Source organism: Amycolatopsis sp. 195334CR, from assembly GCF_017309385.1.
In the GTDB taxonomy this organism is placed as follows: Bacteria; Actinomycetota; Actinomycetes; order Mycobacteriales; family Pseudonocardiaceae; genus Amycolatopsis.
Map to the genome: position 1 here is coordinate 1954941 of NZ_JAFJMJ010000001.1, position 25639 is coordinate 1980579.

At 70.5% G+C, this 25639-nt stretch carries 29 protein-coding genes; 13 read left to right on the forward strand and 16 right to left on the reverse strand.

Annotated elements, in window-relative coordinates:
• The first annotated feature begins 187 nt into the window (after positions 1–187).
• Entirely contained in the window at positions 188–1147 is a 960-nt protein-coding gene (locus tag JYK18_RS09515) for a MurR/RpiR family transcriptional regulator (protein ID WP_374195001.1), read from the forward strand.
• Positions 1144–2109 (forward strand): N-acetylmuramic acid 6-phosphate etherase, encoded by a 966-nt coding sequence (locus JYK18_RS09520; protein WP_374195002.1) that lies wholly within the window; start codon positions 1144–1146, stop codon positions 2107–2109. The genes JYK18_RS09515 and JYK18_RS09520 overlap by 4 nt, the downstream gene beginning before the upstream one ends.
• A gap of 19 nt (positions 2110–2128) precedes the next feature.
• On the opposite strand, the gene JYK18_RS09525 is transcribed toward JYK18_RS09520, so the two are convergent.
• Together JYK18_RS09525 and JYK18_RS09530 are read right to left on the reverse strand one after the other, a co-directional pair.
• The gene (locus JYK18_RS09525) at positions 2129–2854 is read right to left on the reverse strand and encodes an oxidoreductase (RefSeq protein WP_206801734.1); all 726 of its coding nucleotides are present in this window, start codon (positions 2852–2854) and stop codon (positions 2129–2131) included.
• A complete protein-coding gene (locus JYK18_RS09530; RefSeq protein ID WP_206801735.1) occupies positions 2851–3345 on the reverse strand; it encodes a phosphoribosyltransferase in 495 nt (164 codons plus the stop codon). Before JYK18_RS09530 ends, JYK18_RS09525 begins: the two co-directional genes overlap by 4 nt.
• A gap of 91 nt (positions 3346–3436) precedes the next feature.
• Between JYK18_RS09530 and JYK18_RS09535 the strand changes: the two genes are divergently transcribed.
• Both JYK18_RS09535 and acs read left to right on the forward strand, forming a co-directional pair.
• Positions 3437–4018: a GNAT family N-acetyltransferase gene (locus tag JYK18_RS09535; RefSeq protein ID WP_206801736.1), complete on the forward strand. Its 582-nt coding sequence runs from the start codon at positions 3437–3439 to the stop codon at positions 4016–4018.
• Between the two features lie 153 nt (positions 4019–4171).
• Positions 4172–6163, forward strand: a complete 1992-nt coding sequence (acs, locus tag JYK18_RS09540) for an acetate--CoA ligase (protein ID WP_206801737.1) — start codon at positions 4172–4174, stop codon at positions 6161–6163.
• A gap of 21 nt (positions 6164–6184) precedes the next feature.
• Here acs and JYK18_RS09545 read toward each other — a convergent pair whose 3' ends face one another.
• Positions 6185–6634: a nitroreductase/quinone reductase family protein gene (locus tag JYK18_RS09545; protein ID WP_206801738.1), complete on the reverse strand. Its 450-nt coding sequence runs from the start codon at positions 6632–6634 to the stop codon at positions 6185–6187.
• On the reverse strand, positions 6631–7197 hold the full coding sequence (locus tag JYK18_RS09550) for a PadR family transcriptional regulator (RefSeq protein WP_206801739.1): 567 nt from the start codon (positions 7195–7197) through the stop codon (positions 6631–6633). Before JYK18_RS09550 ends, JYK18_RS09545 begins: the two co-directional genes overlap by 4 nt.
• A 152-nt stretch (positions 7198–7349) precedes the next feature.
• On the opposite strand from JYK18_RS09550, the gene JYK18_RS09555 reads away from it, so the two are divergent.
• Positions 7350–7781: a DUF6319 family protein gene (locus tag JYK18_RS09555; protein WP_206801740.1), complete on the forward strand. Its 432-nt coding sequence runs from the start codon at positions 7350–7352 to the stop codon at positions 7779–7781.
• Positions 7782–7844: 63 nt separating this feature from the next.
• Here JYK18_RS09555 and JYK18_RS09560 read toward each other — a convergent pair whose 3' ends face one another.
• Positions 7845–8183 (reverse strand): cupin domain-containing protein, encoded by a 339-nt coding sequence (locus JYK18_RS09560; RefSeq protein ID WP_206801741.1) that lies wholly within the window; start codon positions 8181–8183, stop codon positions 7845–7847.
• The gene (locus tag JYK18_RS09565; protein ID WP_206801742.1) at positions 8180–8644 is read right to left on the reverse strand and encodes an OsmC family protein; all 465 of its coding nucleotides are present in this window, start codon (positions 8642–8644) and stop codon (positions 8180–8182) included. The genes JYK18_RS09560 and JYK18_RS09565 overlap by 4 nt, the downstream gene beginning before the upstream one ends.
• A 72-nt stretch (positions 8645–8716) precedes the next feature.
• On the opposite strand from JYK18_RS09565, the gene JYK18_RS09570 reads away from it, so the two are divergent.
• Entirely contained in the window at positions 8717–9349 is a 633-nt protein-coding gene (locus JYK18_RS09570) for a GntR family transcriptional regulator (RefSeq protein WP_206801743.1), read from the forward strand.
• Here the strand turns inward: JYK18_RS09570 and JYK18_RS09575 are convergent.
• Positions 9334–10653, reverse strand: coding sequence for an MFS transporter (locus tag JYK18_RS09575; RefSeq protein ID WP_206801744.1), 1320 nt, complete (start codon positions 10651–10653; stop codon positions 9334–9336). The two genes, JYK18_RS09570 and JYK18_RS09575, sit on opposite strands and share 16 nt — an antisense overlap.
• A gap of 103 nt (positions 10654–10756) precedes the next feature.
• On the opposite strand from JYK18_RS09575, the gene JYK18_RS09580 reads away from it, so the two are divergent.
• On the forward strand, positions 10757–11446 hold the full coding sequence (locus JYK18_RS09580) for a DUF2848 domain-containing protein (protein WP_206801745.1): 690 nt from the start codon (positions 10757–10759) through the stop codon (positions 11444–11446).
• A gap of 60 nt (positions 11447–11506) precedes the next feature.
• Here JYK18_RS09580 and JYK18_RS09585 read toward each other — a convergent pair whose 3' ends face one another.
• Together JYK18_RS09585 and JYK18_RS09590 are read right to left on the reverse strand one after the other, a co-directional pair.
• Positions 11507–12091 carry a hypothetical protein gene (locus JYK18_RS09585; RefSeq protein WP_206801746.1) on the reverse strand — a complete coding sequence of 195 codons (585 nt, stop codon included), beginning with the start codon at positions 12089–12091 and terminating at the stop codon, positions 11507–11509.
• Positions 12092–12134: 43 nt separating this feature from the next.
• Entirely contained in the window at positions 12135–13595 is a 1461-nt protein-coding gene (locus JYK18_RS09590) for a peptide MFS transporter (RefSeq protein ID WP_307795840.1), read from the reverse strand.
• A 231-nt stretch (positions 13596–13826) separates the two neighbouring features.
• On the opposite strand from JYK18_RS09590, the gene nhaA reads away from it, so the two are divergent.
• The 3 genes from nhaA to JYK18_RS09605 are packed head-to-tail and all read left to right on the forward strand — an operon-like array spanning position 13827 to position 16529.
• Positions 13827–15038 carry a Na+/H+ antiporter NhaA gene (nhaA, locus tag JYK18_RS09595; protein ID WP_206801748.1) on the forward strand — a complete coding sequence of 404 codons (1212 nt, stop codon included), beginning with the start codon at positions 13827–13829 and terminating at the stop codon, positions 15036–15038.
• Positions 15039–15078: 40 nt separating this feature from the next.
• Positions 15079–15579, forward strand: a complete 501-nt coding sequence (locus JYK18_RS09600; RefSeq protein WP_206801749.1) for a phage holin family protein — start codon at positions 15079–15081, stop codon at positions 15577–15579.
• A gap of 8 nt (positions 15580–15587) precedes the next feature.
• The gene (locus JYK18_RS09605; RefSeq protein ID WP_206801750.1) at positions 15588–16529 is read left to right on the forward strand and encodes an alpha/beta fold hydrolase; all 942 of its coding nucleotides are present in this window, start codon (positions 15588–15590) and stop codon (positions 16527–16529) included.
• Between the two features lie 16 nt (positions 16530–16545).
• On the opposite strand, the gene JYK18_RS09610 is transcribed toward JYK18_RS09605, so the two are convergent.
• From JYK18_RS09610 to nth, 4 genes are read right to left on the reverse strand one after another with little or no spacing between them, the layout of a single operon-like run.
• Positions 16546–17730 carry a MarP family serine protease gene (locus JYK18_RS09610; RefSeq protein WP_206801751.1) on the reverse strand — a complete coding sequence of 395 codons (1185 nt, stop codon included), beginning with the start codon at positions 17728–17730 and terminating at the stop codon, positions 16546–16548.
• The gene (locus tag JYK18_RS09615; protein WP_206801752.1) at positions 17727–18455 is read right to left on the reverse strand and encodes a CoA pyrophosphatase; all 729 of its coding nucleotides are present in this window, start codon (positions 18453–18455) and stop codon (positions 17727–17729) included. Before JYK18_RS09615 ends, JYK18_RS09610 begins: the two co-directional genes overlap by 4 nt.
• The gene (locus JYK18_RS09620; RefSeq protein WP_206801753.1) at positions 18452–19036 is read right to left on the reverse strand and encodes a TlpA disulfide reductase family protein; all 585 of its coding nucleotides are present in this window, start codon (positions 19034–19036) and stop codon (positions 18452–18454) included. The genes JYK18_RS09615 and JYK18_RS09620 overlap by 4 nt, the downstream gene beginning before the upstream one ends.
• Entirely contained in the window at positions 19033–19716 is a 684-nt protein-coding gene (nth, locus tag JYK18_RS09625) for an endonuclease III (RefSeq protein ID WP_206801754.1), read from the reverse strand. Before nth ends, JYK18_RS09620 begins: the two co-directional genes overlap by 4 nt.
• 169 nt (positions 19717–19885) lie before the next feature.
• Here nth and JYK18_RS09630 point away from each other — a divergent pair, with 169 nt between their 5' ends.
• The 3 genes from JYK18_RS09630 to JYK18_RS09640 all read left to right on the forward strand — a co-directional run bounded on the left by JYK18_RS09630 (position 19886) and on the right by JYK18_RS09640 (position 22717).
• Positions 19886–20137 carry a hypothetical protein gene (locus JYK18_RS09630; protein WP_153028739.1) on the forward strand — a complete coding sequence of 84 codons (252 nt, stop codon included), beginning with the start codon at positions 19886–19888 and terminating at the stop codon, positions 20135–20137.
• A 191-nt stretch (positions 20138–20328) separates the two neighbouring features.
• The gene (locus JYK18_RS09635) at positions 20329–21003 is read left to right on the forward strand and encodes a Crp/Fnr family transcriptional regulator (protein WP_113694953.1); all 675 of its coding nucleotides are present in this window, start codon (positions 20329–20331) and stop codon (positions 21001–21003) included.
• Between the two features lie 460 nt (positions 21004–21463).
• On the forward strand, positions 21464–22717 hold the full coding sequence (locus tag JYK18_RS09640) for an MFS transporter (RefSeq protein ID WP_206801755.1): 1254 nt from the start codon (positions 21464–21466) through the stop codon (positions 22715–22717).
• A 69-nt stretch (positions 22718–22786) separates the two neighbouring features.
• Here JYK18_RS09640 and JYK18_RS09645 read toward each other — a convergent pair whose 3' ends face one another.
• From JYK18_RS09645 to JYK18_RS09655, 3 genes are all read right to left on the reverse strand, one after another.
• Entirely contained in the window at positions 22787–23548 is a 762-nt protein-coding gene (locus JYK18_RS09645; protein ID WP_206801756.1) for an MBL fold metallo-hydrolase, read from the reverse strand.
• Positions 23545–24330: an NUDIX domain-containing protein gene (locus JYK18_RS09650; RefSeq protein ID WP_242580224.1), complete on the reverse strand. Its 786-nt coding sequence runs from the start codon at positions 24328–24330 to the stop codon at positions 23545–23547. Before JYK18_RS09650 ends, JYK18_RS09645 begins: the two co-directional genes overlap by 4 nt.
• A gap of 88 nt (positions 24331–24418) precedes the next feature.
• The gene (locus tag JYK18_RS09655) at positions 24419–25621 is read right to left on the reverse strand and encodes a hypothetical protein (RefSeq protein WP_206801758.1); all 1203 of its coding nucleotides are present in this window, start codon (positions 25619–25621) and stop codon (positions 24419–24421) included.
• Positions 25622–25639 lie beyond the last annotated feature (18 nt).

Sequence of the window (25639 nt, forward strand, 5' to 3'; positions counted from 1 at the left end):
AGTTTCACTGGGTGTAGCAAGTTGCGAAGTTGTTAACAAGTGAACGTTAACATCTTCGACCTGGTTAGCGACTTTCACAGCAACCAAGCATGAGCTGCCCGACCAGGAGACACCGTCGGGTGGCACTCTCCTCCGAAGGGTGTGGGTTGCCTTGTCGCAGATTCCTACGGTTAGTAAGTTTCCCACGGTGACCAGCCCTGAGTCCGTCACCGACTCCGCCCCGGAACCCGCCCCCGTGCGGGAGTCCGAGGCCAGCCCGCTGGTCCGGATCCGCTCCCTGCTGCCCGGCCTGGCCAGAGCGGAGCAGCGCGTGGCCAAGGTCGTGCTCGACGACCCGTCCAGCGTCGCCAGACGCAGCATCACCGAGGTGGCGCTGGCCGCGAACACCAGCGAGACCACGGTGACCCGGTTCTGCAAGGCCATCGGCGTCGGCGGCTACCCGCAGCTGCGCATCGCGCTGGCCGCGGACACCGCGCGCACCGAGGCCCGCTCCAGCCGCAACCTCGGCGGCGAGATCGGCCCCGACGACGACCTGGCCGCGGTGATCGGCAAGGTCAGCTTCGCCGACGCCCGTGCCGTCGAGGAGACCGCCGACCAGCTCGACGTGGCCGCGCTGCAGCGGGTCATCGACCTGATCGCCGGCGCCGGCCGGGTGGACGTCTACGGCGTGGGCGCCAGCGCCTTCGTCGCCGCCGACCTGCAGCAGAAGCTGCACCGCATCGGCCGGGTCAGCTTCGCCTGGTCCGACACGCACATCATGCTGACCTCCGCGGCCGTGCTGAAGCCCGGCGACGTCGCGGTCGGCATCTCGCACACCGGGGCCACCACCGACACCGTGGAAGCGCTCCGCGTGGCCCGTGAGCACGGCGCCATCACCGTCGCGCTGACCAACTTCCCCCGCTCCCCGATCACCGAGGTGGCCGACCACGTGCTGACCACCGCGGCTCGGGAGACCACGTTCCGCTCGGGGGCGACGGCCAGCCGGATCGCCCAGCTCACCGTCATCGACTGCATGTTCATCGGCGTGGCGCAGCGGCACATGGATGCCGCCGTGTCCGCGCTGGACGCCACCCGCGACGCCGTCGGCCACCACCGGCTCGGCGTCCGGCCGGACGGCCGCCGCCGGCCGAGGGAGACCGGGAAATGAGTGATGTGAAGGTGAAGGACACAGTTCGGCCGCTGGTAGGCCTGCGTCGCCAGGTGGTCCACGTGGATTCCCCGACGGAGCAGCGGAACCCCCGCACCATGGACATCGACCTGATGTCCACCGTGGGCATCCTCGGCGCGCTGAACGCCGAGGACAAGCTGGTCCCCGACGCGGTCAACGCGGTGCTCCCGCAGCTGGCCCGCGCGGTGGACTTCGCGGTGGAGGCCCTGCGAGCGGGCCACCGCGTGCACTACGTCGGTGCCGGTACCTCCGGCAGACTGGCCACGCTCGACGCGGCCGAACTGGTTCCGACCTTCAACGTGCCCGACGACTGGTTCGTCGCGCACCACGCCGGTGGGCCCCGTGCCCTGCGGCAGGCCGTGGAGAACGCCGAGGACGACGACACCGCCGGTGCCGCCGAACTCCGCGAGTCGGTGGAGCCGGGCGACTTCGTGCTCGGCCTCACCGCCTCCGGGCGCACCCCGTACGTGCTCGGCGCGCTCGCGGCCGCTTCGGAGGCGGGGTGCCGGACGGCACTGGTCTCCGGCAACCCGCGCACGCAGTCCGTGCCGGGCGTGGACGTGCTGATCGCGGTGGACACCGGTCCCGAGGCGATCGCCGGCTCCACCCGGATGAAGGCGGGCAGCGCGCAGAAGATCATCCTGACCGCGTTCTCCACCGCCACGATGATCAAGCTCGGCCGGACCTACTCGAACCTGATGGTCAGCATGCGGGCGACCAACGCGAAGCTGCGCGGCCGCAACGTGCGCATCCTGCGCGAGGCCACCGGGATGAGCGAGCAGGACTGCTCGGAGGCGCTGGCCGAGTCCGGGGACGACCTCAAGGTCGCGCTGGTGCACCTGCTGTCCGGAGTGGACACCTCCACCGCCGGGAAGGCGCTGGAGGCCAACCAGGGGCACGTGCGCAACGCGTTGGCGTCGCTGCACATGCGCGCTAGTTGAGGCAGCGCCCCGTCGAGGACTAGCCGGCTGAATCGGCGATGCCGGTCGCCTCGCGGGCACCGGTTTCGTAGCTCTGGCAGCAGAACAGCAACCACTCGCGGACACCGTCCGGCTCGCCCGAGGCGAACGCCTCGGCGGCCGCGGTATACCGCCGCACGTGCCGGAAGCAGGCGACCTCCGGCACGGTGAGCGCCTTCGGGTCCAGTCCGGTGGCCACCATCGACAGCCGCGCGGCGGCCCGTGCCAGCACGCCGTCCGCGGTGCCGAACGGCCGCAGGGTGAGCAGTTCGCCGTGCACCACCGCGGTGAGCACCGGACCCGGCACCGAGGTCGCGCCGGTGACCAGCTGGCCGAGCAGTTCGAGGCGTTCGGCGGTGCCCTCGCGCGGCCTGCCAAGCGCGTCGGCGTCGGCGGCCAGGTCCGCGGCGGCGAGCACGTGCAGTTTCGCCAGCGCCTGCAACGGCGCCCGGCGCCACACCGGCAGCAGCGACTCCACCGCTTCGGCCACGCGCAGCGATCCGGCGAGCACCGGGTCGGTGACCGAACCGGCCGCGGGGATGTCGGGATCGCCGCCGTCGATCCCGGCCGACGCGCGGGCCGCGCGCACCGAGGCTTCCGCGGCCGTCGCGGCGCCCGCGCGCAGGTTGGCCGGGTGGCGGTGCACGGCGAACACGGCGTCCTGCGCGGACTTCACCGCGGCGGCCACCCTGTCGAGGTCGAGCAGCGGCGCGAGCGGATCGGTCATGCGTCCAGCACCTGCTCGGCCCGCTGGACCACCGGCGGCTGCGACGACCACGGGAAGTTGATCCACTTGTCGGTGCGCCGCCAGACGTACTCGCTGTCGACCGACGAGTGCGGCTTCTGGTAGACGACCGCGCAGCGCACCTCGGCCACGTGGTCGGCGCAGAAGTCGCGGACCAGTTTGAGCGTGGCGCCGGTGTCCGCCACGTCGTCGGCGATCAGCACCTTCTTCTGCGTCAGGTCGACCACGTTCGGCACCGGCGGCAGCATCACCGGCAGGTCCAGGCGCTGGTCGACGCCGGTGTAGAACTCCACGTTCATCACGTGCAGGTTCTTCACGTCGAGCGCGTACCCGAGCGCGCCCGCGACGAACAGCCCACCGCGCGCGATGGACAGGATCAGGTCGGGGTCGTACCCGCTGCCGGCGACCTCTTCGGCCAGCGCCCGGCTCGCCTCGCCGAACAGTTCCCAGGTCAGCTCTTCGCGTTCTGCCACTTCCCGAGCATAAGCACGACCAAGTGGACTGCTGAACCTGGGTGAAAATGGCCCTGTGCAGCGTCCACTTGGGCTTCGTAGATTGAGCGGCGTGAACGACTGGACCCGCCGCCCGACCCTCGTCGGCAAGCACGTGCGCCTCGAACCCCTGACCGCCGACCACGCACCCGGACTGCTGGCCGCCGGGTCCGATCCAGTGGTCTGGACCTGGCTGAGCGGGTTCCGGCCGGAGACCGGGACCGAAGCCGAAGCGATGGTCACCGACATCCTCGGCGATCCGGACCGGCTGGCCTTCGCGCAGGTCGACGTGCGTACCGGTGCGGTCGCCGGCACGACCTCCTTCTACGGGATCGTGCCCAAGCACCGGATCCTGAGCATCGGCCACACCTGGATCGGCAAGCCCTGGCAGCGCACGGCGTTGAACACCGAGGCCAAACTCCTGTTGCTGCACCACGCTTTCGACGAGCTCGACGCGAACAGGGTGTCGTGGGAGACCGACATCAACAACACCCAGTCGCAGCGCGCGATCGAACGGCTCGGCGCGACCAGGGAGGGCGTGCTGCGCGGGCACCGCGTCCGCAAGGACGGCTCGATCCGGGACACCGTGCTCTACTCCGTCACCAAACCGGAATGGCCATTCGTACGCGATTCCTTGGCCGCTCGGCTGGGCTGAACCGCCGTTCGACCCCGCCCGGCCGCCATTCGTCGGACCAGCCGATCCACCTGCTCGTGTGTAACCTCGAGGCAACCTTTTACTTCGGGTACCAACGTCGCTACGGTGCCCCCCGGGGTAGCCCAGGATTCGCGAATCAGGAGGCAGCGCACCATGACCGAGCAGTCGCCGGCGCTCGACAATCTGCTCACCGAGAGCCGGACCTTTCCTCCCAGTGACGAGTTCGCCGCGCAGGCGAACGCGAACGCGGACCTGTACGCCGAAGCGGACGCCGATCGGGAGGCGTTCTGGGCCAAGCAGGCCGAGCGGCTGCACTGGGAGACCAAGTGGACGCAGGTGCTCGACTGGTCCGACGCGCCGTTCGCCAAGTGGTTCGTCGGCGGCAAGCTGAACGTCGCCTACAACTGCGTGGACCGGCACGTCGACGACGGCCACGGCGACCAGGTCGCCATCCACTGGGTCGGCGAGCCCGGCGACACCAGGGACATCACCTACGCCGAGCTCAAGCGTGAGGTTTCCAAGGCCGCCAACGCCTTCGCCTCGCTCGGGCTGGTCGCGGGCGACCGCGTGGCGATCCAGCTGCAGATGGTGCCCGAAGCGATCTTCTCCATGCTCGCCTGCGCACGCCTCGGCCTGACGCACAGCGTGGTGTTCGGCGGTTTCTCCCCCACCGCGCTGCGGTCCAGGGTGGACGACGCGGCGGCGAAGGTGGTCATCACCTCCGACGGCCAGTTCCGCCGCGGCAAGGCCGCGCCGATGAAGGCCAACGTGGACGAAGCGCTCGAAGGCGCCGAGACGGTGGAAAAGGTCATCGTCGTCAAGCGCACCGGCGACAAGCTCGAGGGCGAAGTGCCGTGGACCGAGGGCCGCGACCTGTGGTGGCACGAACTGGTCGACGGCCAGTCCGACGAGCACACCCCGGAGGCCTTCGACGCCGAGCACCCGCTCTACATCCTCTACACCTCCGGCACCACCGGTAAGCCGAAGGGCATCCTGCACACCTCGGGCGGTTACCTGACCCAGGCCGCGTACACGCACCACAACGTGTTCGACCACAAACCGGGCGAGGACGTCTACTGGTGCACCGCCGACATCGGCTGGGTCACCGGGCACAGCTACATCGTCTACGGGCCGCTGGCGAACCGCGCCACGCAGGTGGTCTACGAGGGCACGCCGAACACCCCGCACGAGGGCAGGCACTGGGAGATCATCCAGCAGTACAAGGTCTCCATCTACTACACCGCGCCCACGCTGATCCGCACGTTCATGAAGTGGGGCAAGGAGATCCCGGAGAAGTACGACCTGTCCTCGCTGCGCGTGCTGGGCAGCGTCGGCGAGCCGATCAACCCCGAGGCGTGGATCTGGTACCGCGACAACATCGGCGCGGGCAAGGCGCCGATCGTGGACACCTGGTGGCAGACCGAGACCGGCGCGATCATGATCTCGCCGCTGCCGGGCGTCACCGCGGCGAAGCCGGGTTCGGCGCAGCGCGCGCTGCCGGGCATCTCCGCGAAGGTGGTCGACGACCAGGCCACCGAGGTCGGGCACGGCGGCGGTGGCTACCTGGTGCTCGACAAGCCGTGGCCGTCGATGCTGCGCGGGATCTGGGGCGACAACGACCGCTACCGCGAGACCTACTGGTCGCGGTTCGCCGACCAGGGCTTCTACTTCGCCGGTGACGGCGCGAAGTACGACGGCGACGGCGACATCTGGCTGCTGGGCCGGGTGGACGACGTGATGAACGTGTCCGGGCACCGGATCTCCACCACCGAGGTGGAGTCGGCGCTGGTGTCGCACCCGACGGTGGCCGAGGCGGCCGTGGTCGGCGCGTCCGACCCGACCACCGGGCAGGGCATCGTCGCCTTTGTCATCCTGCGCGGCAACGTGGCGCAGGACGAGGCGAAGGGCGAGGAGGCGATCACCGCGCTGCGCAACCACGTGGCGAAGGAGATCGGCCCGATCGCCAAGCCGCGTCAGATCATGGTCGTGCCGGAGCTGCCGAAGACCCGCTCGGGCAAGATCATGCGCCGCCTGCTGCGTGACGTGGCCGAGAACCGCCAGGTCGGCGACGTCACCACGCTGGCCGACTCGTCGGTGATGGACCTGATCTCCTCGGGCCTGAACTCCGGCAAGTCCGACGAATGACGCCCGCTTCCGGGTCGTGGGCTAGGCGTCCACGACCCGGAAGACGGTGCAGCGCCCGGCGAGCGCCTCGAACTCGTCCGGGCTGCCGCCGGTGACCACCCCGGCCTTCACCATCATCTCCACGCCGTTGGGCACCTGCTCCGGGAACGCCCGCAGCATCGGCCCCTGCTCCGCCGTCGGCACCTCGATCAGCCGCACCCGCTTCTTGCGACGGCCGTGCGCGAGCACGCCCTCCCCGGCCGCGCGGGCGTTGCGCACCCAGTCCGCGCCGGGAATGCCCGCCAGCACGTAACACGCACCGTCCACTTCGTACGGTGTGACCGGGGTGCTGCGCGGTTGCCCGCTCGTGCGCCCCCGCACGGTCAGTACCCGGATGCCACCAACCCGGATTCCCGTGCCCAGCACGGCTTTCAGCACGCGGTTGAAAGTGCGCAACCCGCGCGGCAGCGCGACTCTGTTCTTCTTGGTCATGTACAACCCCCAGTCCAGCCCATTCCGGGCAGATCCGTCAGAACTTCCCGCAGCCAGGCCAGTTCCGCCTGCCGCATCGCCTGCGCGTACTCGACTTCCAGCAACACCGCCCGCGGCAACCCGCTCGCCAGCGCGTCCCGCAGGCCGTTCGCCCAGAACTCGGTCAGCCCGGCGAGCTCCCGCTCCCGCTTGCGCAGCAGTTCTTCCGCCTCGGCAAGGGAAAGCTGGCCGAGGTGCGCCAGTCCGGCGCCGAACACCGGGTACTCCTCCGCCCGCTCCCCCACGTACTCGCGCAGCAGCGAGAACATCTCCTCGCGGCCTTCGTCGGTGATCGCGTAGACCGTGCGTTCGGGACGCGCTCCTTCGCGTGCGGTACCGGAAACCTCGATCAGGCCGAGCTTCAGCAGCCGCCCGATCGCGTCGTAGAGCGAACCGCCGCGCAGGCGCACCACGTCGGCGATGTGGCGTTCCCTGATCAGCGACTGCATCTCGTACGGGTGCCGCGGCTGCTCGTTGAGCAGGCTCAGCACCGCGAGGTGCAGCGGGGTCCGGCGAGCACGCATCCGGGCTCCAGATAGTCGAAGTCGGCTAGTCGAACTCGACTATAGCGAGGCACGCTACGCTTGCCCACCCCCGGCGTGCGATGATCGAACGCATGTTCTAGGCTGTCGCGCTGGGAGAACCCATCGATTGCGGCAAGGAGACAAGACCTGCGATGACCGTGGATTCCTTGACAGAACCCGAGGCCCCGGCCGCCGCGCCGGCGCCGGTCTCCGAGAACGGCCAGGCGGAAGCTCCCGAGACGACCGAGACGCCCTCGGCCGAGGAGGCCAAGCCCAAGCGCGGCCGGCCGAAGGGCCAGACCACCGCCAAGAAGACCCGCACCGTCGAGCTGACGCTGACCGTCACCGGCACGGCCGACGGCGAATGGCAGGCTGAACTGAAGCACGGCAGCAAGTGGATCGCCCGGGGCATCGAGATCCCGGCGGCCGCCGTCTCCCGTGCGGCCAAGGAGCTGCACGAGGAGCTGTCCGGTCCGATCGACGAGGTCATCAACGCCGCTCGCGAACAGCAGCAGCAGAAGGTGGCCCAGCTCGAAGCTGAGCTCGAAGAGGCCAAGAAGGCCCTCGCGGAACTCGAGCAGTAAACCTGCTCACAACGGAAATCGGGGCTGTCGCGACCAAACGCGGCAGCCCCGATTTCGTTTCGCTCAGGTGCTCAGCGGTGAACGGCCGGGCAGCGGGGACTTGAACTCCAGCCAGTGGCTGTCCTCGACCGCCTCCACCGTGTGCGGCACACCGCGCGGGTGCACCACCGTCTCCCCCGCGGCGAGCCGGACCTCGCGACCGTCGATGGTGCCGCGCAGTTCGCCCGACAGCAGGTAGATGACACTGTCGTGATCGTGCGTGTGCTCCGGTGAGCCGACCCCGGCCGGATACCGGATTTCGTACAGCAGCCCGGAAACCGCGGTCTCGCGGGTGCGGAAGGTACCGGTGCCGCCGAGCAGCGCCAGACCCTCCACAGTGGACAAGGTTTGCCAGTCGCTCATGCCAGCGTCCGCGCCTCGTGCTTGACCGGGAAGTTCACCGACCGCGCGATGAAGCACTTCGAATGCGCGACGGCGTGCAGTTTCTCCGCCGCCGCCACCATTTCCGGCTCGGCCACGGTGACCACCGGCCGCAGCGTCACCTCGCGGAACTGACCGCCGCCGTCGGCCTCCTCGACCATCACGCCGTCCGCTTCGTCGGTGTAGCCGGTGATCACCACCTTCTGCGCCGACGCGAGCGCGAGCACCCACAGCATGTGGCACTCCGACAGCGAGGCGACCAGCAGTTCCTCCGGATTCCAGCGGGTGCGGTCACCGAGGAAGGCCGGATCGGCCGAACCGGCCAGCACCGGCTTGCCCGGGATGTAGATGTCGTGCGCCCGCGAGTAGTCCCGGTAGCGCGCGGTGCCGTTGCCCTCGTTGCCCGTCCAGGTGACGGTCATGGCGTAGCGGTGTTCCTTCATCTGACGCACGTCCTCCAGTTCCGTGGCATGTACTATTCGTATACAGGTCGTATACAAAACCTAGGGGGATGGATGGCCGCCCGGTCCGGCCGCGAGAAGGCCTACGAGTTCCTCAAGGGTGCCGTGCTGCCCGATCCCGCCGCACAGGGCCAGTTCATCAGCGAACAGGACCTGGCGAGCCGGATCGGTGTCTCGCGCACGCCGATCCGGGAGGCGCTGCTCATGCTCGCCGCCGAGGACCTGGTGCAGCTCGTGCCCAACCGCGGTGCCTACATCGCCCCGCTCACCGGCCGCGACCTCGCCGAGCTGATCGAACTGCGCGGCATGATGGAGCGCTTCGCCGCGGAGAAGACCATCGCCGGTGACGGCGCCCCGGTCGACCGGATGCGCGCCACCCTCCGGCAGCAGGCCGAACTGGCGGATCCCAGTCAGGCCAAGGAGTTCATCGAGCTGGACACGGTGTTCCACACGCACCTGATCGAGGCCGCGGGCAACGCCATGCTCAGCAAGGCCTACGCCGGACTGCGTGACCGGCAGCTGCGGGCCGGGCTGGTCGCGTTGTTCGCCTGCCCGAACCGCCAGCACGCCGTCTGCGAGGAGCACCAGGCGATCGTCGACGGCCTGGCGGCGCGGGACCTCGCCGCCACGCACGCCGCCATCGACCACCACCTCGGCACCACCCTCAAACTTCAGTTGACCAGCTGACCGGCGTTGTCGTGGGCCTCGTACTCGGCCGGGTCGGGGTCGCGCCCGATCAGCACGCCGATGATCGTCACGATCGCGGTCACCAGCACGTAGGCGGCGATCGCCAGCCAGGTGCCGAACCCGGCGAACAACGCGGTGAACAGCAGTGGCGCCAGCGCCCCGCCGACCACCCCGGCGAGCGTGTAGCCGAGTGAGCTGCCGGTGTAGCGCAGGCGCGGCGAGAACTGCTCGGTGACCAGCGCGGCCTGCGGGCCGTACAGCAGCGCGTGGATCACCAGCGCGAGCACGATGCCGACCACCACGGCGAGGAACGAGCCGGTGCTGACCATCGGGAAGAAGATGAACGGCCAGATCCCGGCGGCGATCGTGCCCGCCAGGTAGAGCTTGCGCCGGTTGACCCGGTCCGAGAGCGCGCCTGCCGCCGGGATGAGCACCAGCTGGAAGGCCGAGCCGATCATCACCGCGGTCAGCCCTTCGCTGCGCGACATGTCGAGTTCCTGCGTCATGTAGGTCAGCACGAAAACGGTGAACAGCGCGTAGAGCACGTCGGGGCAGACGCGGATCAGCACGGCCGCGACCAGGCCGCGGCGCTCGTCGCGGAACACCTCGGAGATCGGCGCCTCCGGCCGGTCGCCCTTCTCCGCGATCTTCTTGAACACCGGGGTTTCTTCCAGCTTCAGGCGAATCCACAGTCCGAAGAGGACGAGCACGCCGGAGAGCAGGAAGGCGATCCGCCAGCCCCACGAGTTGAACTGGGCTTCGGTGAGCAGGACGGCCAGCAGCGCGAGCACGCCGTTGGCGAGCAGGTTGCCCGCGGGCGGGCCGACCTGGGCGGCCGACGCCCAGAACCCGCGTTTCCGCGGATCCCCGAACTCACTGGAGAGGAGGACCGCACCACCCCACTCGCCGCCGATGCCGACGCCCTGCGCGAACCGGAGCGTGACCAGCAGCACCGCGGCGAGGCCGCCGATGTTCTCGTAGGTCGGCAGCACCCCGATCAGGAAGGTGGCGACGCCGGTCAGGATCAGCGTGAACACCAGCACGCGCTTGCGGCCGATCACGTCGCCGAGCCTGCCGAAGACAAAACCGCCGAGCGGGCGGGCCAGGTAACCGACGGCGTAGGTGGAGAAGGCGGCCATGGTGCCGACGAGCTTGTCGCCCGCCGGGAAGAACAACTCGCCGAAGATGGTCGCCGCGGCGACCGAGTAGGCGGCGAAGTCGTACCACTCCAGCGCGGTCCCGGACAGGCTCGCCGCGAAGGCGCGCCGCAGCGAGCGGCCGTCCACCTGTTCTTGTGCAGTCATCGCTCACATCCCGTTTGGCTATGGTGCCGAGTTGCGGTAATACTGGTTGTATACATCTTGCATGCGCAAGTCCCAATTGAGTTTTCCCTGGTCAGGAGGTCACATGCCGGAGTACCCACGGCTCAGCTTCGCCCTTCCGGACGGCAGCGAAGTGCACACGGACGTGCACACGCTGCTCAACGCGGGTTACGCCGGCCGCAGTCAGGACGACGTCGCCGCGCACGTCGCGGAGCTGGCCGAGCTGGGCGTTCCGGCACCGGCGACCACGCCCGCGCTGTACCCGGTGGCGCCGTACCTGGCCAGCCAGACCGACGAGGTGCCGGTGCAGCACGACCGCACCTCGGGCGAGGCGGAGTGGGCACTGGTGATCACCGGCCCGGCGCCGGAGGACGTGCTGCTGACCGCGGCCTGCGACCACACCGACCGCGCGCTGGAGGTGCACGGGGTGGCGTGGAGCAAGAACGCCGGACCGGACGTGCTCGCGCGGAAGGCGTGGCGGCTCGTCGACGTGGCCGATCGGCTCGACGACCTGGTGCTGCGGGCGTGGGCGGGTGACGTCGAGATCCAGAACGGGAAGCTCGCGGAGTTGCTGACGCCCGCGTACTGGCTGGACGTGCTGCGGGCGCGCGGGTGGTACGAGCCGGGCGTGGTGCTGATCTCGGGCACGATCCCGATGCACCACGGGGTGGACCAGTTCACCTCGTCGTGGCGGGTGGAACTCAGCGACCCGGCGACGGGGAACGTGATCGACCTGGCCTACCGGGTGCGCCCGCTGCCGGAGCCCATCGGCTGATTGCTATGAGTGGGGCATTACTTGCGTTGAATGCAAGTAATGCCCCACTCATAGCATTGGTCAGCCGCGCGGCGGGTACTGCGGCGGCGGGTAGCCCGGCGGTTGCTGCGGCGGTTGCTGCGGCGGGTACGGCTGCTGGTACTGCTGCTGCGGATATCCCTGAGGCGGGTAGCCCGGTTGCTGGCCCTGCGGCGGGTACTGACCCTGCGGCGGGTACCCGGCTTGCTGGGCCTGCGGCGGGTGGACCGGTTGCTGGCCCTGCGGCGGGAATCCCGGCGGCGGGCCCGAGGGCGGCAGCTGCGCCGGCGGCGGGCCCGCGGGCGGGAACTGGCCGGACACCGGTCCGTCGGGGCGCTTCTTCCGGAACTGCGTGTAGGTCCAGAAAGCCCCACCGCCGAGCATCAGCACGCCGCCGCCCAGGAGGAGCCAGCCGGTCCGCGTGTTGCTCGCCTGCTGCTCCTCCATCGAGCGCTCGGTGGACGAGGAACCACCACGCCGAGACGACGAGGTCTCGTGGCAGGTGTCGCCGGCGCTCATCGTCTGGCTGCCGCACTTCACCGTGTCGTCGCTGAGGGTCACGATGCCGCCGATCAGCAGGAAAACTCCCACCACGGTGGTCAGGACGGCATAGATCTTGTCCCGCAAGACTCCCCCTCAGCGACGAGAACGGCCTTCATCTTGGCACGCCTCAGCGCACCCCGGACATCAACTTCCGGATGACCGGCGTGGCCAGCACCAGCAGCACACCGATGCCGATGCAGATCGCGCCCAGCGTGCCGAAGTACGCCCCTTCGTTCTCCGCGCTGTAGAACCGCGCCAGCCAGCCGGACAGCGCCGTGCCCAGCGCCACCGACAGGAAGTTCAGCGCGACCATCTGCGTCGGGAACGCCGCCGGCGCCAGCTTCGTCGACAACGACAGGCCGACCGGCGAGAGGCTCAGCTCGGCCAGCGTCACCACGAAGATGATCCCGACCAGCGCGAGCAGCGGCGTCGACGCCGGACCGCCCCCGGCCAGCGGCAGGAACAGCAGGAACGAAACGCCCGCGATCCCGGTGCCCAGCGCGAACTTGAGCGGTGACGACGGCTGCCGCTCGCCCAGCTTGGTCCAGACCGCCGCGACCACCGGCGCCAGCAGCAGGATGAACACCGGGTTCACCGAGTTCATCCAGGACACCGGCATCTCCCAGCCGAACAGGTTCCGGTTCAGCCGCTCGTCTGTGTACGCCGCGATCACGGTGAACTGCTGCTGGAACAACGCGAAGAAGGCGGCGCTGGCGATGAACATCGGCACGAACGAGACCACCCGCCTGCGCTCCACCGGCGTGGTCTTCTTGCTGGTCAGCAACACCGCGAAGTACGCCACCGAGGCGACGACGATGACCAGGATGGTGCGGTCGGACAGGTTCTCCGCGGTGACGAACCCGGTCAGCACGGCCACCACGATCAACGCGACCGCGGCCACCGCGATCCCCGCGACCAGCGGACGCCGGTTGGCGGGCAACGGGTTCGGCACCTCGCGCCCGCTGTCCGGCAGGTTCTTCCGGCCCAGCGTGTACTGGACCAGTCCGGCCGCCATGCCGATCGCGGCCAGCCCGAAGCCGTAGTGGAAGCCCAGTTCCTCCTGCGCCAGCCCGGTCAGCAGCGGACCGATCCAGCCACCGAGGTTGACGCCCATGTAGAACAGCGTGAAGCCGCCGTCGCGGCGTTCGTCGTGCTCGCCGTAGAGCCCGCCGACCAGCGCGGTGGCGTTGCCCTTCAGCCCGCCGCTGCCCAGCGCCACGCACACCAGGCCGACGCCGACCCCGGCGAACCCGGGCAGCAGCGCCAGGGAGATGTGCCCGATCATGATCAGCACCGCGCTGTAGAACAGCGTGCGCTCGGATCCGAGCAGGCGGTCGGCGATCCAGGCGCCGACGACGGTGGAGAGGTAGACCAGGCCGCCGTACGCGCCGACGATGCCGAGCGCGGTCGGCTTCTCCAGGCCGAGGCCGCCGTCCGTGGTCGAGTAGTAGAGGTAGATGGCGAGAATGCCCTGCATCCCGTAGAAGGAGAAGCGTTCCCACATCTCGACGCCGAAGAGGTTCGCCAGCCCTCGTGGGTGCCCGAAGAACCCCTTGTCCTTGCCGACCTCGGTAGAGGTAGTACTCACGATGTGTCCATCCTGTCGAGACATCGTTGTCAGACACTGTCAACGCGCATGGTAGGACTGCCGGTTAACAACGAACAGGTCCGGTCGTATTGACGGTGGTGTCTGCCAAGTCACCCGTGGGGAAGGCCACCTTCGCCACCGCGGCCACCCGTTCGAGCGCTAAAATCGCGTAAAGGTGTGCCGGGAAGTCTGGTCGGCGAAGCTGGACCCGACCCCGGAAACGGAGCCCGCGTGAGCACACCCGAATCCCGCCTTCCCGCGAAAGCCGCCGAATTCGCGCGTTACCTGCGCACCGAGACCACCGGCGGGATGATCCTGCTGGCCGCCACCGCGCTCGCCCTGCTGGTGGCCAACTCCCCGCTCGGCGACATCTACCGCGGCCTCCGGGATTTCCAGCTGGGGCCGGAGTTCCTGCACCTGAACCTGTCCATTGGGGACTGGGCGAAGGACGGCCTCCTGGCGCTGTTCTTCTTCGTCGCCGGGCTGGAGCTCAAGCGCGAGCTGGTGGTCGGCGAGCTGTCCAAGTTCAAGCAGGCCATCCTGCCGATCTTCGCCGCGCTCGGCGGCATGGTCGTGCCCGCGGTGGTGGCGCTCGGCGTCGGCTGGGGCGAGCCGGGCATCGATCGCGCGTGGGCCGTGCCGGTGGCCACCGACATCGCCTTCGCGCTCGGCGTGCTCGCGCTGACCGGCTCCAACCTGCCCAGCAGCGCGCGGGTTTTCCTGCTCTCCCTGGCCGTGGTGGACGACCTCGGCGCGATCATCGTGATCGCGGTGCTGTTCACCACCGGGTTCAACCTGCTCGCCGCGGGCATCGCGGTGGTGGCGCTGGCGCTCTACGCCTGGCTGCAGCACCGGCGGGTGCGGGCGTGGTGGTTGTACGTGCCGCTGGCGGTGATCACCTGGGTGGCGGTGCATTCGGCGGGCATCCACGCCACCATCGCCGGGGTCGCGCTCGGCCTGCTCACCCGGGTCCGGCCGGACAAGGACGAGGAGCACGCGCCGGCCATCCGGCTGGAGCACCGGCTGCAGCCGTGGTCGGCGGCGCTGGCCGTGCCGCTGTTCGCGTTGTTCGCCGCGGGCATCGAGATCGACGGCGACGCGCTCGGCGCGGTGTTCACCTCGGCGCTGCCGCTGGCGATCATGATCGGGCTGATCGGCGGCAAGGTGGTCGGCATCCTCGGCGCCAGCGCGCTCGCGGTGAAACTGGGCTTCGCCGAGAAACCCCGCGGCATGGGCTGGCGGGACATGACCGCGTTGTCGGTGCTCGGCGGCGTGGGGTTCACGGTCAGCCTGCTCATCGCCGACCTCGCGCTCGACGGCGCGCTGGCCGAACAGGCCAAGGCGGCGGTCCTGATCGCCTCCGCGGTGGCCTCGCTCACCGCGGCCGCGCTGCTGCTGCGGCGCAGCCGCGTCCACGCGAATACTGAGGTCACCGAGGATTAATGGCGCGCCCGCCGAGCCCGATCATCGAGCACGTGGCACGATGAAGCCCGTGAGCAGCCCCAAGCACCAACTCAACGATGCCGATGGCATGGGCGCCGTCCCCTACCTGCCGCTGTCCGACGACAGCGAGCGCAACGGGGACCAGTCGATCGGTGCGCTGGTCAAGGACGCCACACAGCACCTGTCGACACTGGTCCGGGCCGAGGTCGAACTGGCCAAATCGGAGGTCGTCGGCGAGGTCAAGAAGGGCGTCAAGGGCAGCGTTTTCTTCGTCATCGCCCTGGTCGTCGCGCTGTACAGCTCGTTCTTCTTCTTTTTCTTCCTCGGTGAACTGCTGTCCGAGTGGCTGCAGCGCTGGGCCGCCTTCGGCATCGTGTTCGCGCTGATGCTGGTGGTCGCCGCGCTGTTCGGCTTCCTCGGCTACCGCAAGGTGAAGAAGATCCGCGCGCCGGAACGCACGATCGACAGCGTCAAGGAAACCGCCGCCGCGCTGAAGACGCGCCAGCCGTCCGGGGACGAACTCCCCGCGGTGCGCGACTGAGCCTGCGCGTGCACGCCGGCCCCGATCCGTCGATCGTGCGGATCGACGGGCCCTGGACCCACCGCGACGTCTCGGCCAACGGCATCCGGCTGCACGTCGCCGAACTGGGTTCGGGGCCGCTGGTGTTGCTGCTGCACGGTTTCGGCGAGTTCTGGTGGGCCTGGCACGCCCAGCTGACCGGACTGGCCGAGGCCGGGTTCCGGGTGGTCGCCGCGGATCTGCGCGGGTACGGGGACTCCGACAAACCGCCACGCGGGTACGACGCGTGGACGCTCGCCGGTGATGTCGCGGGCCTGGTCAAGGCGCTCGGGGAGCGCCGCGCGCATCTGGTCGGGCACGCCTGGGGCGGCATGCTCGCCTGGACCGCCGCGACCCTGCACCCGCGCGTCGCCGCTTCGGTGAGCGCGCTCGGCGCCGCGCACCCGCTGGCGCTGCGGGGTTCCGTGGCCAGAACGGCGTGGCGCGGCCGGGGCGGCAACCAGGCGCGCGCGATCGGGCACCTCTTCGGCTTCCAGGTGCCGATGGCGCCGGAACGCAAACTCGTCCGGGACGACGCCGCCGAGGTGGAGCGGCTGATGCGGGGCTGGTCCGGTCCTCAGTGGACGGAGACGGCCGAGTTCACCGAAGCGGCGGCGAAGTTCCGCCAGGCGATCCAGGTGCCCGGGGTGGCGCACAGCTCGCTGGAGTACTACCGCTGGGCCTTCCGGGCGCAGTTCCGGGGTGAAGGCAGGCGGTTCACCGAAGCCGCCGACAAACCGAGCCCGGTGCCGGTGCTGCAACTGCACGGCCAGGAGGACCGCTGCGTGCTGCCGCGCACGGTCACCGCCTCCGAACGCTGGCTGGGCCCGGACTCGGTGCTGGCCACGCTCGCCGGCGTCGGCCACTACCCGCACCTGGAAGCCCCTCAGCGCACCACCGAAATCCTGACCCAATTCCTGACCAAGCGCTGAGCCGAGCCGACCAGCGCTAGGCCGCGCAGGGGCCGGTGCTGACGGCGGCGCCGTAGCCCGAAGCGGCCGCCACCTCCGGCGCCACCTCCGCGGCGGTCAGCGTGAAGCCGGTGTCCGGGTCCTCGACCGCGGCACCGAAGACCACACCGATCACCTCGCCCTGCGGGTTCACCAGCGGACCACCGGAGTTCCCGCTACGGATCCCGGCGCGCACGGTGAACACGTCCCGCTGCACGGTGTTGGTGTCGTAGATGTCCGGTCCGCGCAGGGTGATCTGCTGCCGCACCCTGGCCGAGGTCGCGGTGTACGGGCCGTCGAGCGGGTAGCCGAGCGCGATCGCGTCGTCCCCGGCGCGGGCCGGCTGGTCGGCGAACTCCAGCGGTTCGGCCTCCAGCCGCGGCACGGCGAGGATCGCGACGTCGGTGGCCGGGTCGAAGTGGACCACCCTGGCCGGGAGCTTGCCTTCCGGCGTCTCGACCGCGGTCTCATCAGTGCCCGCGACCACGTGCGCGTTGGTCATCACCCGCTGCGGCGCGATCACGAAGCCGCTGCCCTCCAGCGCGCGCGAGCACGCGGGCGCGTTGCCCCTGACCTTGAGCACGCTGCCGCGCAGCTGGCGCACCACGGTGCTCGCCTGCAGGTTCTCGTCGGGCGGCGCCACATCGGCCTTCGGCGCCTGCTGGAACGGGGCCACGATGGACGGGAAGCCGGACGCGTCGAGCAGTTTGCGCAGCTCGTTCGGCAGGCCCTGCGCCGAATCCGGCATCACCTGGTCGACCCCGCCGAGCACGGTCGAGTTGTTGATCGCCTTGGACAGCCCGGGCAGGCCGGCCACGCTGGTCAGCGGCACCGCGATCAGCCAGGCGACCACGAAGACCACCAGGCCCTGCACGATCGCGCCGAGCGTGTTGTCCACTCCGGACAGCTTCGGCGAGCTGATCTTGTTCCGCAGCTTGCGCCCGGCCCACACGCCGAGCGTTTCCCCCAGCGCGACCAGGAACACCACCACGCCGACCACCACCGCCACGCGCAGCGCGGGGTTGTCGAACAGGTCCACGATCAGCGGCGCCAGCCGGATGCCGAGCACGGCCCCGGCCAGCACCCCGAGAAAGGCGGGCAGCGCGACGAGCACGCCCTGACGCGCACCGGAGATCGCCGCCAGCACGGCCAGCAGCACCACGAGCACGTCGACCCAGTTCACGATTGCTCCCTCTCCCTGGAGCCACCGTTGTACACCGCCCGAGCCCGCGCCGCGTGCGCGGCCAGTGCTTCATCGAGATCCCGTACGTCGGTTTTGTCCCACTCCCGGTCCCAGCCGCCGAGCCCGAGCACGGTGGCCAGCAGGCCCGCGGTGAAGCCCCACACGAACAGCCCGTCGACCTCGAACACCGGTCCCACCCAGTCGTATCCCTTCCGGCGCACCTGGAACCGGTTGGCCGGGTCGAGCAGGTCCACGACCGCGACCCGCGCCACCGCCGCGGTCTCCCCCGGATCTACGGCGTGCACCGGGGAAGGGTTCACCCAGTGGGCCAGCACGGGGGTGACGGAGAACCCGGACACCGGCACCCACAGGTCCGGCAGCACGGCAACCGGGCGCACACCGGACGGCAGCACCCCGGTCTCCTCCTCGGCCTCCCGCAACGCGGTACCGACCGGACCGCCGTCGCCCTCGTCGGCGCCACCGCCGGGGAACGCGACCTGACCGGCGTGCGAGCCGAGCGTGTCGGCCCGTCGCAGCAGCAGCACGTCCGGGCCGCGCGGCCCCTCGCCGAAGAGCACCAGCACCGCCGCAGGGCGCGTCTTCGTGCCCCGCGGCGGGCGGAACCGGGTGAACGCCGACGCGTCCACCTGGCCGCTCGCGGCGACGAGCCCGCGCAGCCACTCCGGCACGCTCTCGGTGTCGACCAGCGGCCCCTGTTCGCTCATGCGGAGTACCTCGCGACGGCTTCGCGCACCTGCCCCACATCGGCGAGCAGGCGCGGGTTGTCGATGAACCGGACCTCACCGCCCGGGGTGACCAAATAGGACGCGGGCAGCGCCGGCGGCACCTTCAGCGCGGTGCGCACCGGACCGGTCTGCCCTTCTCCGTCATACACGGCGGGCAGGCGGACGCCCAGCTCCGCGAGCAGCTCCAGGCCGTCCGACGGGGAGCTGGCGACCTGGACGGTGAGCACCCGCGCGGCCCCCGGCTCGGCCGCGTAGGCGGCGAGCACCGGCAGCTCGGTGCGGCACGGCTGGCACCAGGTCGCCCAGATGTTGACCAGCGTGGGGCCGGACCCGAGCGCCGCCGCGAGGTCCAACTGGCCGCCGTCGCCGAGGCATTCGGTGCCCACGCCGACAAGAGCCGGGCTCGGCTGACCGGTGGTGCACGCGGCCAGCGCCGCCTTCGCGCGCGCGGGCCCGAGGTCCTCGCTCGGCGCGGCGCCCTGGTTGCGCGGCAGCACCGCGACGATCACCGCGAGCACCAGCACCGCGACCGCCAGCGCCCATTTGGTCGCCGTGGTCAAGACTTCGTCACCATCGCCAGCAGGTGTTCGCGCTCCTCCCCCTTGACCAGCTTCGCGGCCTCTTCGAACTCGGTCGGCCCGGCGCCGTAGGACGGGCAGTCGCGGGCCAGCGGGCAGGCCCCGCAGGCCGGTTTCCTGGCGTGGCAGACGCGCCTGCCGTGGAAGATCGTCCGGTGGGACAGCATCGTCCACTCCTTGCGCGGGATCAGCTCGCCGATCGCGTGCTCGACCTTCACCGGGTCGTCCAGCTCGGTCCAGCCCCAGCGGCGGACCAGCCTGCCGAAGTGCGTGTCCACGGTGATGCCCGGCACACCGAAGGCGTCCCCGAGCACCACGTTCGCCGTCTTGCGGCCGACGCCGGGCAGGGTGACCAGGTCCTTCTGGTTGCCCGGCACCTCGCCGTCGAACCGCTCGACCAGCGCCGCGCCGAGACCCATCACCGAGTTCGCCTTGGCCCGGAAGAACCCGGTCGGCCGGAGGTATTCCTCGAGCTCGGTGCGGTCGGCGCCGGCGTAGTCGGCGGCGGTGCGGTAGCGGGCGAACAACGCCGGGGTGACCTGGTTCACCCGCACGTCGGTGGTCTGCGCCGAGAGCACCACGGCGACCAGCAGTTCCAGCGGCGTGGTGAAGTCCAGCTCGCAGTGCGCGTCGGGATACGCCTCGTCGAGGCAACGTTTCATCCGTCGCGCGCGTCTCACCAATGCCAACCGGCTTTCGCCGTCGACGGAACGGGCGGAGGCGCCACCCTTACGGGGGGCTTTACGGGCTTCGGGCGGCACCCCGATAGCCTACGGGCGCCATCAGTTCAGGCGCGAAAAGGACCGAGCCGCAAGCGAGGATCTGAAAGCTATGACCGTCTGGTTCGTTATCGCGGTACCGCTCGTGATCATGTTCTTCGCCCTGATCATGGAGCGCGTGGAGAGCCGCCTCCGGCATGTCGCCGTGCAGGAGGAAGAGGTCGAACAGTTCCTGGAGCAGGCCCAGCCCAACGAGATCAGGGCGCTGCACGGCCACGGGATCGGGCGCGCGCTGGAGCTGTTCCGGCTCCGCCGGCTCGGCGGACGGGCGGCCAAGCTGCGGCCCCGGAAGGTGCGGAGTTAAGCTCTGCCGCCGACCGAGATCGTCTTACTCCTCTCGTCCCAGCGACGAGCGGTGTCCGGGTGAACACCGATCGCCCTGGCTTCGGCGAGCCATGAGGCGATCTCGCTGGCACGCCCTACACTGCACGCAAGTGATCGGCGACACGCTCATCCGTCCTGGACCGCGGGTCGCCACCGATGAGGAGGCACGAGGTGGACGAAACCCTGGCCCGCGCGGGCATCTTCCAGGGGGTGGAACCTGCCGCAGCTGAGGCGCTGGCGCAGACCTTGGAGAGCGTCGAGTTCCCCCGCGGCCACGTGATCTTCAGTGAGGGCGAACCCGGCGACAAGCTCTACATCATCCAGTCCGGGAAGGTGAAGCTCGGCCGCAAGTCCGCGGACGGGCGGGAGAACCTGCTCCAGATCATGGGCCCGTCGGACATGTTCGGCGAACTGTCGATCTTCGACCCCGGCCCCCGCACCTCCAGCGCCACCACGGTGACCGAGGTGCGCGCGGTGATGATGGACCGGCCTGCCCTGCGCCAGTGGATCTCCACCCGGCCCGAGATCGCCGAGCAGCTGCTGCGCGTGGTCGCGCGGAGGCTGCGCCGGACGAACAACATGGTCGCCGAGCTGATCTTCACCGACGTTCCCGGCCGCGTCGCGCGGGCCCTGCTCCAGCTGGCCCAGCGCTTCGGCAGCCAGGAGGCCGGCCTGCTGCGGGTCACCCACGACCTGACGCAGGAGGAGATCGCCCAGTACGTCGGCGCCTCGCGGGAGACCGTGAACAAGGCGCTGGCCGACTTCGCCCACCGCGGCTGGCTGCGGCTGGAGGGCAAGAGCGTGCTGATCCTGGACCCGGAGCGACTGGCTCGACGGGCTCGCTGAGCTGACGCAGCATGAGGGGCCGGGCGCCACCCCCGACGTGGCGCACCGGCCCCTCATGCTGTGCGCGGACCATCCCCCGACGATCCGCGCTCCCCGCCCTCCGGTCGCAGGCCCCGACCCTTATGCCGGAGGGAGCAGAGAAGTCATATGCAGTTCTGGCTATCCATCCACCATGAACGGCCTACCGGCCTCACATCAAGGCCGTTCACTCTCAAGGACGCCAACCGCCGTAGTTTGTTGCGCCGTTTCGCGCAAAAACTTCGGGTTGTTACCCAACCGAGACACGAACGGCCCAACGCGGTGGCGTGGACCTTGTCCATCTTGCCCGTTCAACGCCCCGGCCGCCGGATTCATTCCCGTCTCGCCCCGGCCTCGTGGAAGATTTCTGGTCACAGCTTGGTGACGAAGGTCGCCAGGAAATAAGTGGTACTGACGTACCAGTCGGCGCATACTGGTACGCATGTCCCACTCTGCCTCCGGCGGCACCACGCTGGCCGACTACCGCAGCGCGCTGACCGCTCCCGGCTCGCGCGGCCCGGTGTTCGCCTCCGTGCTGGCCCGCCTGCCGATCGCGATGATCGGCATCGCCGCACTGCTCTACGTGCAGCGGGAGACCGGCTCGTTCGCCGCCGCCGGACTGGTCTCGGCCGGTTCGCTGGTGGGCGTGGCGGCCGGTTCGGTGGTGCAGGGACGGCTGATCGACCGGTTCGGCCCGACGCGGCCGCTGCTGATCACCACGGTGCTGTTCGCCGTCGCGGTCACCACGCTGATCACCTTCATCGAGGCCGGTGCGCCGACCGCGCTGCTGGTGCTGCTCGCCGGCGGGATCGGGATCACCGAGCCGATGGTCGGCTCGGCCTCGCGCGCGCTGTGGGGGCGGCTGGTGCCCGCGGGTCCGGCCAGGGCCGCCGCGTACTCCTACGAGGCGATCAGCATGGAGGTCTTCTTCATCCTCGGGCCCGGGTTCGCCGGTGCGCTCGCGGCCGCGCCGTGGGCCGGTACCGGGCTGGTGGTCGGCGCTTCGGTGATGATCGCCGGTTCGACGTTGTTCGCGCTGAGTCCGGTCGTCCGCGCCTGGGGCGCGATGCCGTCGTCCGGCCGCCGCCCGCTGCTGGGCGCGCTGGCCAGCCCCGGCATGCGCACGCTCGCCATCGCCGCGCTCGGGTTCGGTGTGGTGATCGGCTTCGTCGAGGTCGCGGTGCCCGCCTCGGCGACCAACGCCGGGCACGCCACGATCGGCGGGCTGCTGCTGTCGGCCTGGTCGGTCAGCTCGGTGGTGTTCGGCGTGGCGTACAGCCTGCGCCCGTGGCCGCGGTCGATGGGCCTGCGGTTGCCGGTGCTGCTGGCCGCGTTCGGCGCGATGGTGGCGCTGCTCGCGGTGCCCGGTTCGCTGTGGGGGCTGGCGCTGGCCATGCTGGGCGCGGGCGCGCTGATCACACCGCAGTCCACCGCCCACTCGGCGGCGATCGAACTGGTCGCGCCGAAGGGCACCGCCGCGGAGGCGTTCGGCTGGGTGATCACCGCGGTGACGCTGGGGCTGGCGTTCGGGCAGTCGGTGAGCGGTTACCTGGTGGAAGCGAGCGGGCCGCCCGCTTCCTTCCTCGCCGCCGGGGTGGCCGCGGTCGCGCTGGCGGCCGTCGTGTGGAGCCTGCGCGGCACGATCCGCCCGGTCACCACCCCCGCCCCGGCCGAACTGGTCACGGCCGCCGCCTAGGGTGGCAACGCAGTGAATGTGGCTTTCACTGCGTCTGACGCAGTGAAAGCCACATTCACTGCACCGGGCTCACAGCGTGCGGAGGTAGTCCAGTTGGGCGCGCACGCTGTGTTCCGCGGGCACCCACAACGCCCGGTCCACATCCGCGTAGACCAGTTCCACGACCTGCCGGGGCGTGGCGTCCGGCCCCAGTTCACGCAGCGCCCCGCGCACCTGGTCCAGGCGTTGTTCCCGGTGCGCCAGGTACTCGCGGGCCGTCGCGCGGAGGTCCGGGAGTTCCGGGCCGTGCCCCGGGAGGCCGGGCGTGCCCTCGGGCACCGAGGCCAGCAGGCGCAATGAGCCCAGGTACGCGCCCAGGTCGTCCAGCACCGTGGTGCCGCGCCCGAGGATCGTGTCGCCGGTGAGCACCTCGCCGCCGACCCGGAACGACACCGAGTCCGCGGTGTGCCCCGGCGTGTGCAGCACGCCGATCTCCAGCCCCGCCACCGAAAGGACCTCGTCCGCCTGGAGCGGTTCGCCGTCCTGGCAGAGCGAAGCGTCGAACGCCCGCACCGGCGCGGAGACCTTCGAAGCCAGCCAGGGCGCCCCATCGGCGTGGTCCGGGTGGTGGTGCGTCAGCAGGATCAGCGCCAGCGGGGCCGACGCGGCCAGCAGTTCGAGGTGCTCCCGATCGTCGTAGCCGGGGTCGACGACCACGCACGACGAAGCACCCGGCGCACGCAGCACCCAGCTGTTCGTCCCCTCCAGCGTCATCGACGACGGGTTGTTCTCCAGCAGCACCGAGGCGGTCGGTGAGACCTGGCGCAGCACACCGTAGGCGGGATGGGTCACGACGGCTCCAGCACGATCCGGGCCCGGTCGCCTTCACGGACCAGGGTCGGCGTGATCTTCTTGATCGAGCGCTCCGCCGTCAACGCCTCCCGCACGCTGGCGAACTCGCCGATCTCGGTGAGGGTGAACCAGGTCGGCGGCATCAGCGTGCTGCGACCGGCCGCCGCGTCGCCGAGCGCGTCGGCGGCGAGCTGCCAGCCGGAGGCGTCGGCTTCGGTGGTGGCCCCGTCCGCGCGCTGGCCCTCCGGCAGCGCCGCGACGAAGAACCTGGTGTCGTACCGCCGTTTCTCCTGCGGCGGGGTCACCCAGTTCGCCCACGGGCGCAGCAGGTCCGCCCGCAGGGTCAGGCCCGCTTCGGCCAGGAACCCGGCCAGCGACTGGTCCCGCGAGATCAGCCGGTCCCGCACGCCGGCGAATTCGGCGGTGTCCGCGACCACGCTGGTCTCGGTACCGGCCAGCAGCACGCCGGACTCCTCGAAGGTCTCCCGCACGGCGGCGCACACCAAGGCGCGAGCGAGCGACTCGGAGCAGGAGAACTTCGACGCCCACCACGCCGCGTCCGGACCCGCCCAGCTGATCGACGCGTCCGCGTCCCGCTTGTCCACCCCGCCGCCGGGAAACACGGTCATCCCGGCGGCGAAGGCCATCGCGGCCACGCGGCGCTGGAGGAACACCTCGACGCCCGCGCCGCCTTCGCGGAGCAGGACCACCGTCGCGGCGTCCTTCGGAGTGGCCGGTGGCCCCTCCGGGGTCGGCAGGTCCGAAGAGGACGTCAGCGGCATCTGGGTCAGGTCGACGATGACCTCGTCAGGTAGTTCGGCCACGTCCCGCAACATACGTCACGGAGTCAATGCCGTCTCCGGAAGCGTTTCAGGCGCCGGAGAAACCGTCCACCCAGCGCCGGTTCTCCGGCCCCCGGCCCGCCCCGTTCAGGCGCAGCCTGGCCGCTTCCGCCCGCTCCCGCTGGGCCAGCTCCGCGTGGAGCTCCCGGAGGAGCTTGCGGTCCCGGTCGCTGAGTTTTGGGTCGTTCAGATCCAGCTCGGGCAGCTCGACGACGTCCCCGCCGGGCAGCTTCGCCGAAGCGATCGCGCGCCCGGTCTCCGGGTCTTCGGCCAGCGCCCGCCGCAGCTGCGCGACCTCGGCCGAGCTCATGTCCGTGGTGCTCTCCACGCCGCTGGAGTACTCGGCCTGGTGGCTGAGTGCCTCCTGCCGTGCGGCGGTGATCGCAGGAGGCTCAGCTTTTCCCACCGGGGCCGGCTCGGGCGCCGGGTCGGGTCGCTGGACCTCTTCGGTGCGGTGCTCGACCGGGGCCGGGGGTTCCGGGGTGCGCCGGTCGTCGGCCAGCTCGTGCCGCGGCTTCGACGCCTCGGCGGGTGCCGGGGCCGAGGCCACCGGGGCCGGCGCGTGCGACGCCGCCTTGGCGGGCGGCGGCACCGAGGGCGCCTGCCCGCCCGACGGCGCGGTGCCGGCGTGCCAGGCCCGGTTCGCCGAGGTCATCGCGTGCTTGTAGTAGCCGGTGCGGTCGGCGCCGGGGCCGGTCACCTCGACCACCGACCGGATGCCCACCCGCCGCAGCGCGGTGTCCACCCGGAAGGCGACCGCGGGCGGGTGGCCCTCGGGGCCGATCTCCACCAGCACCACCCGCTGCGGGAGCGGGCCGGGCACGCTGCCGGCCGGCGTGTTGCGCCAGACCGCGTGCACCGACCGCAGGTCCGGCAGCACCTGCAGCGCCCGGTCCAGTGCGTCGGCGATGCCGCGCTCCGGCTCGTTCTCGCCGGTGAACCGGTGCGATACGTCGGGCTCGTTCTCGTCGATGAGCACCTCGTCGACCAGTGTGGCGTCCGAGCGGCTCATCTCCAGGATCAGCGCGAGCTCGCGCTGCTCGACGGAGCGGACCGGGATCTTGCCGGCGATCAACGCACCGGCGGTCAGCTCCGCGGCCTCGTCGAGGCGCGAACGCGCGACCAGTTCCCGTGCCTCGGACAGCGCACTGTCGTCGAGGCGGCCGGCCATGGCGAGCAGCAGGTTGTGCAGCCGGAGCGGCACACCGAGCCCGTCGTGGGCCTCCACCATCGCGATCTCTCCCTCCAA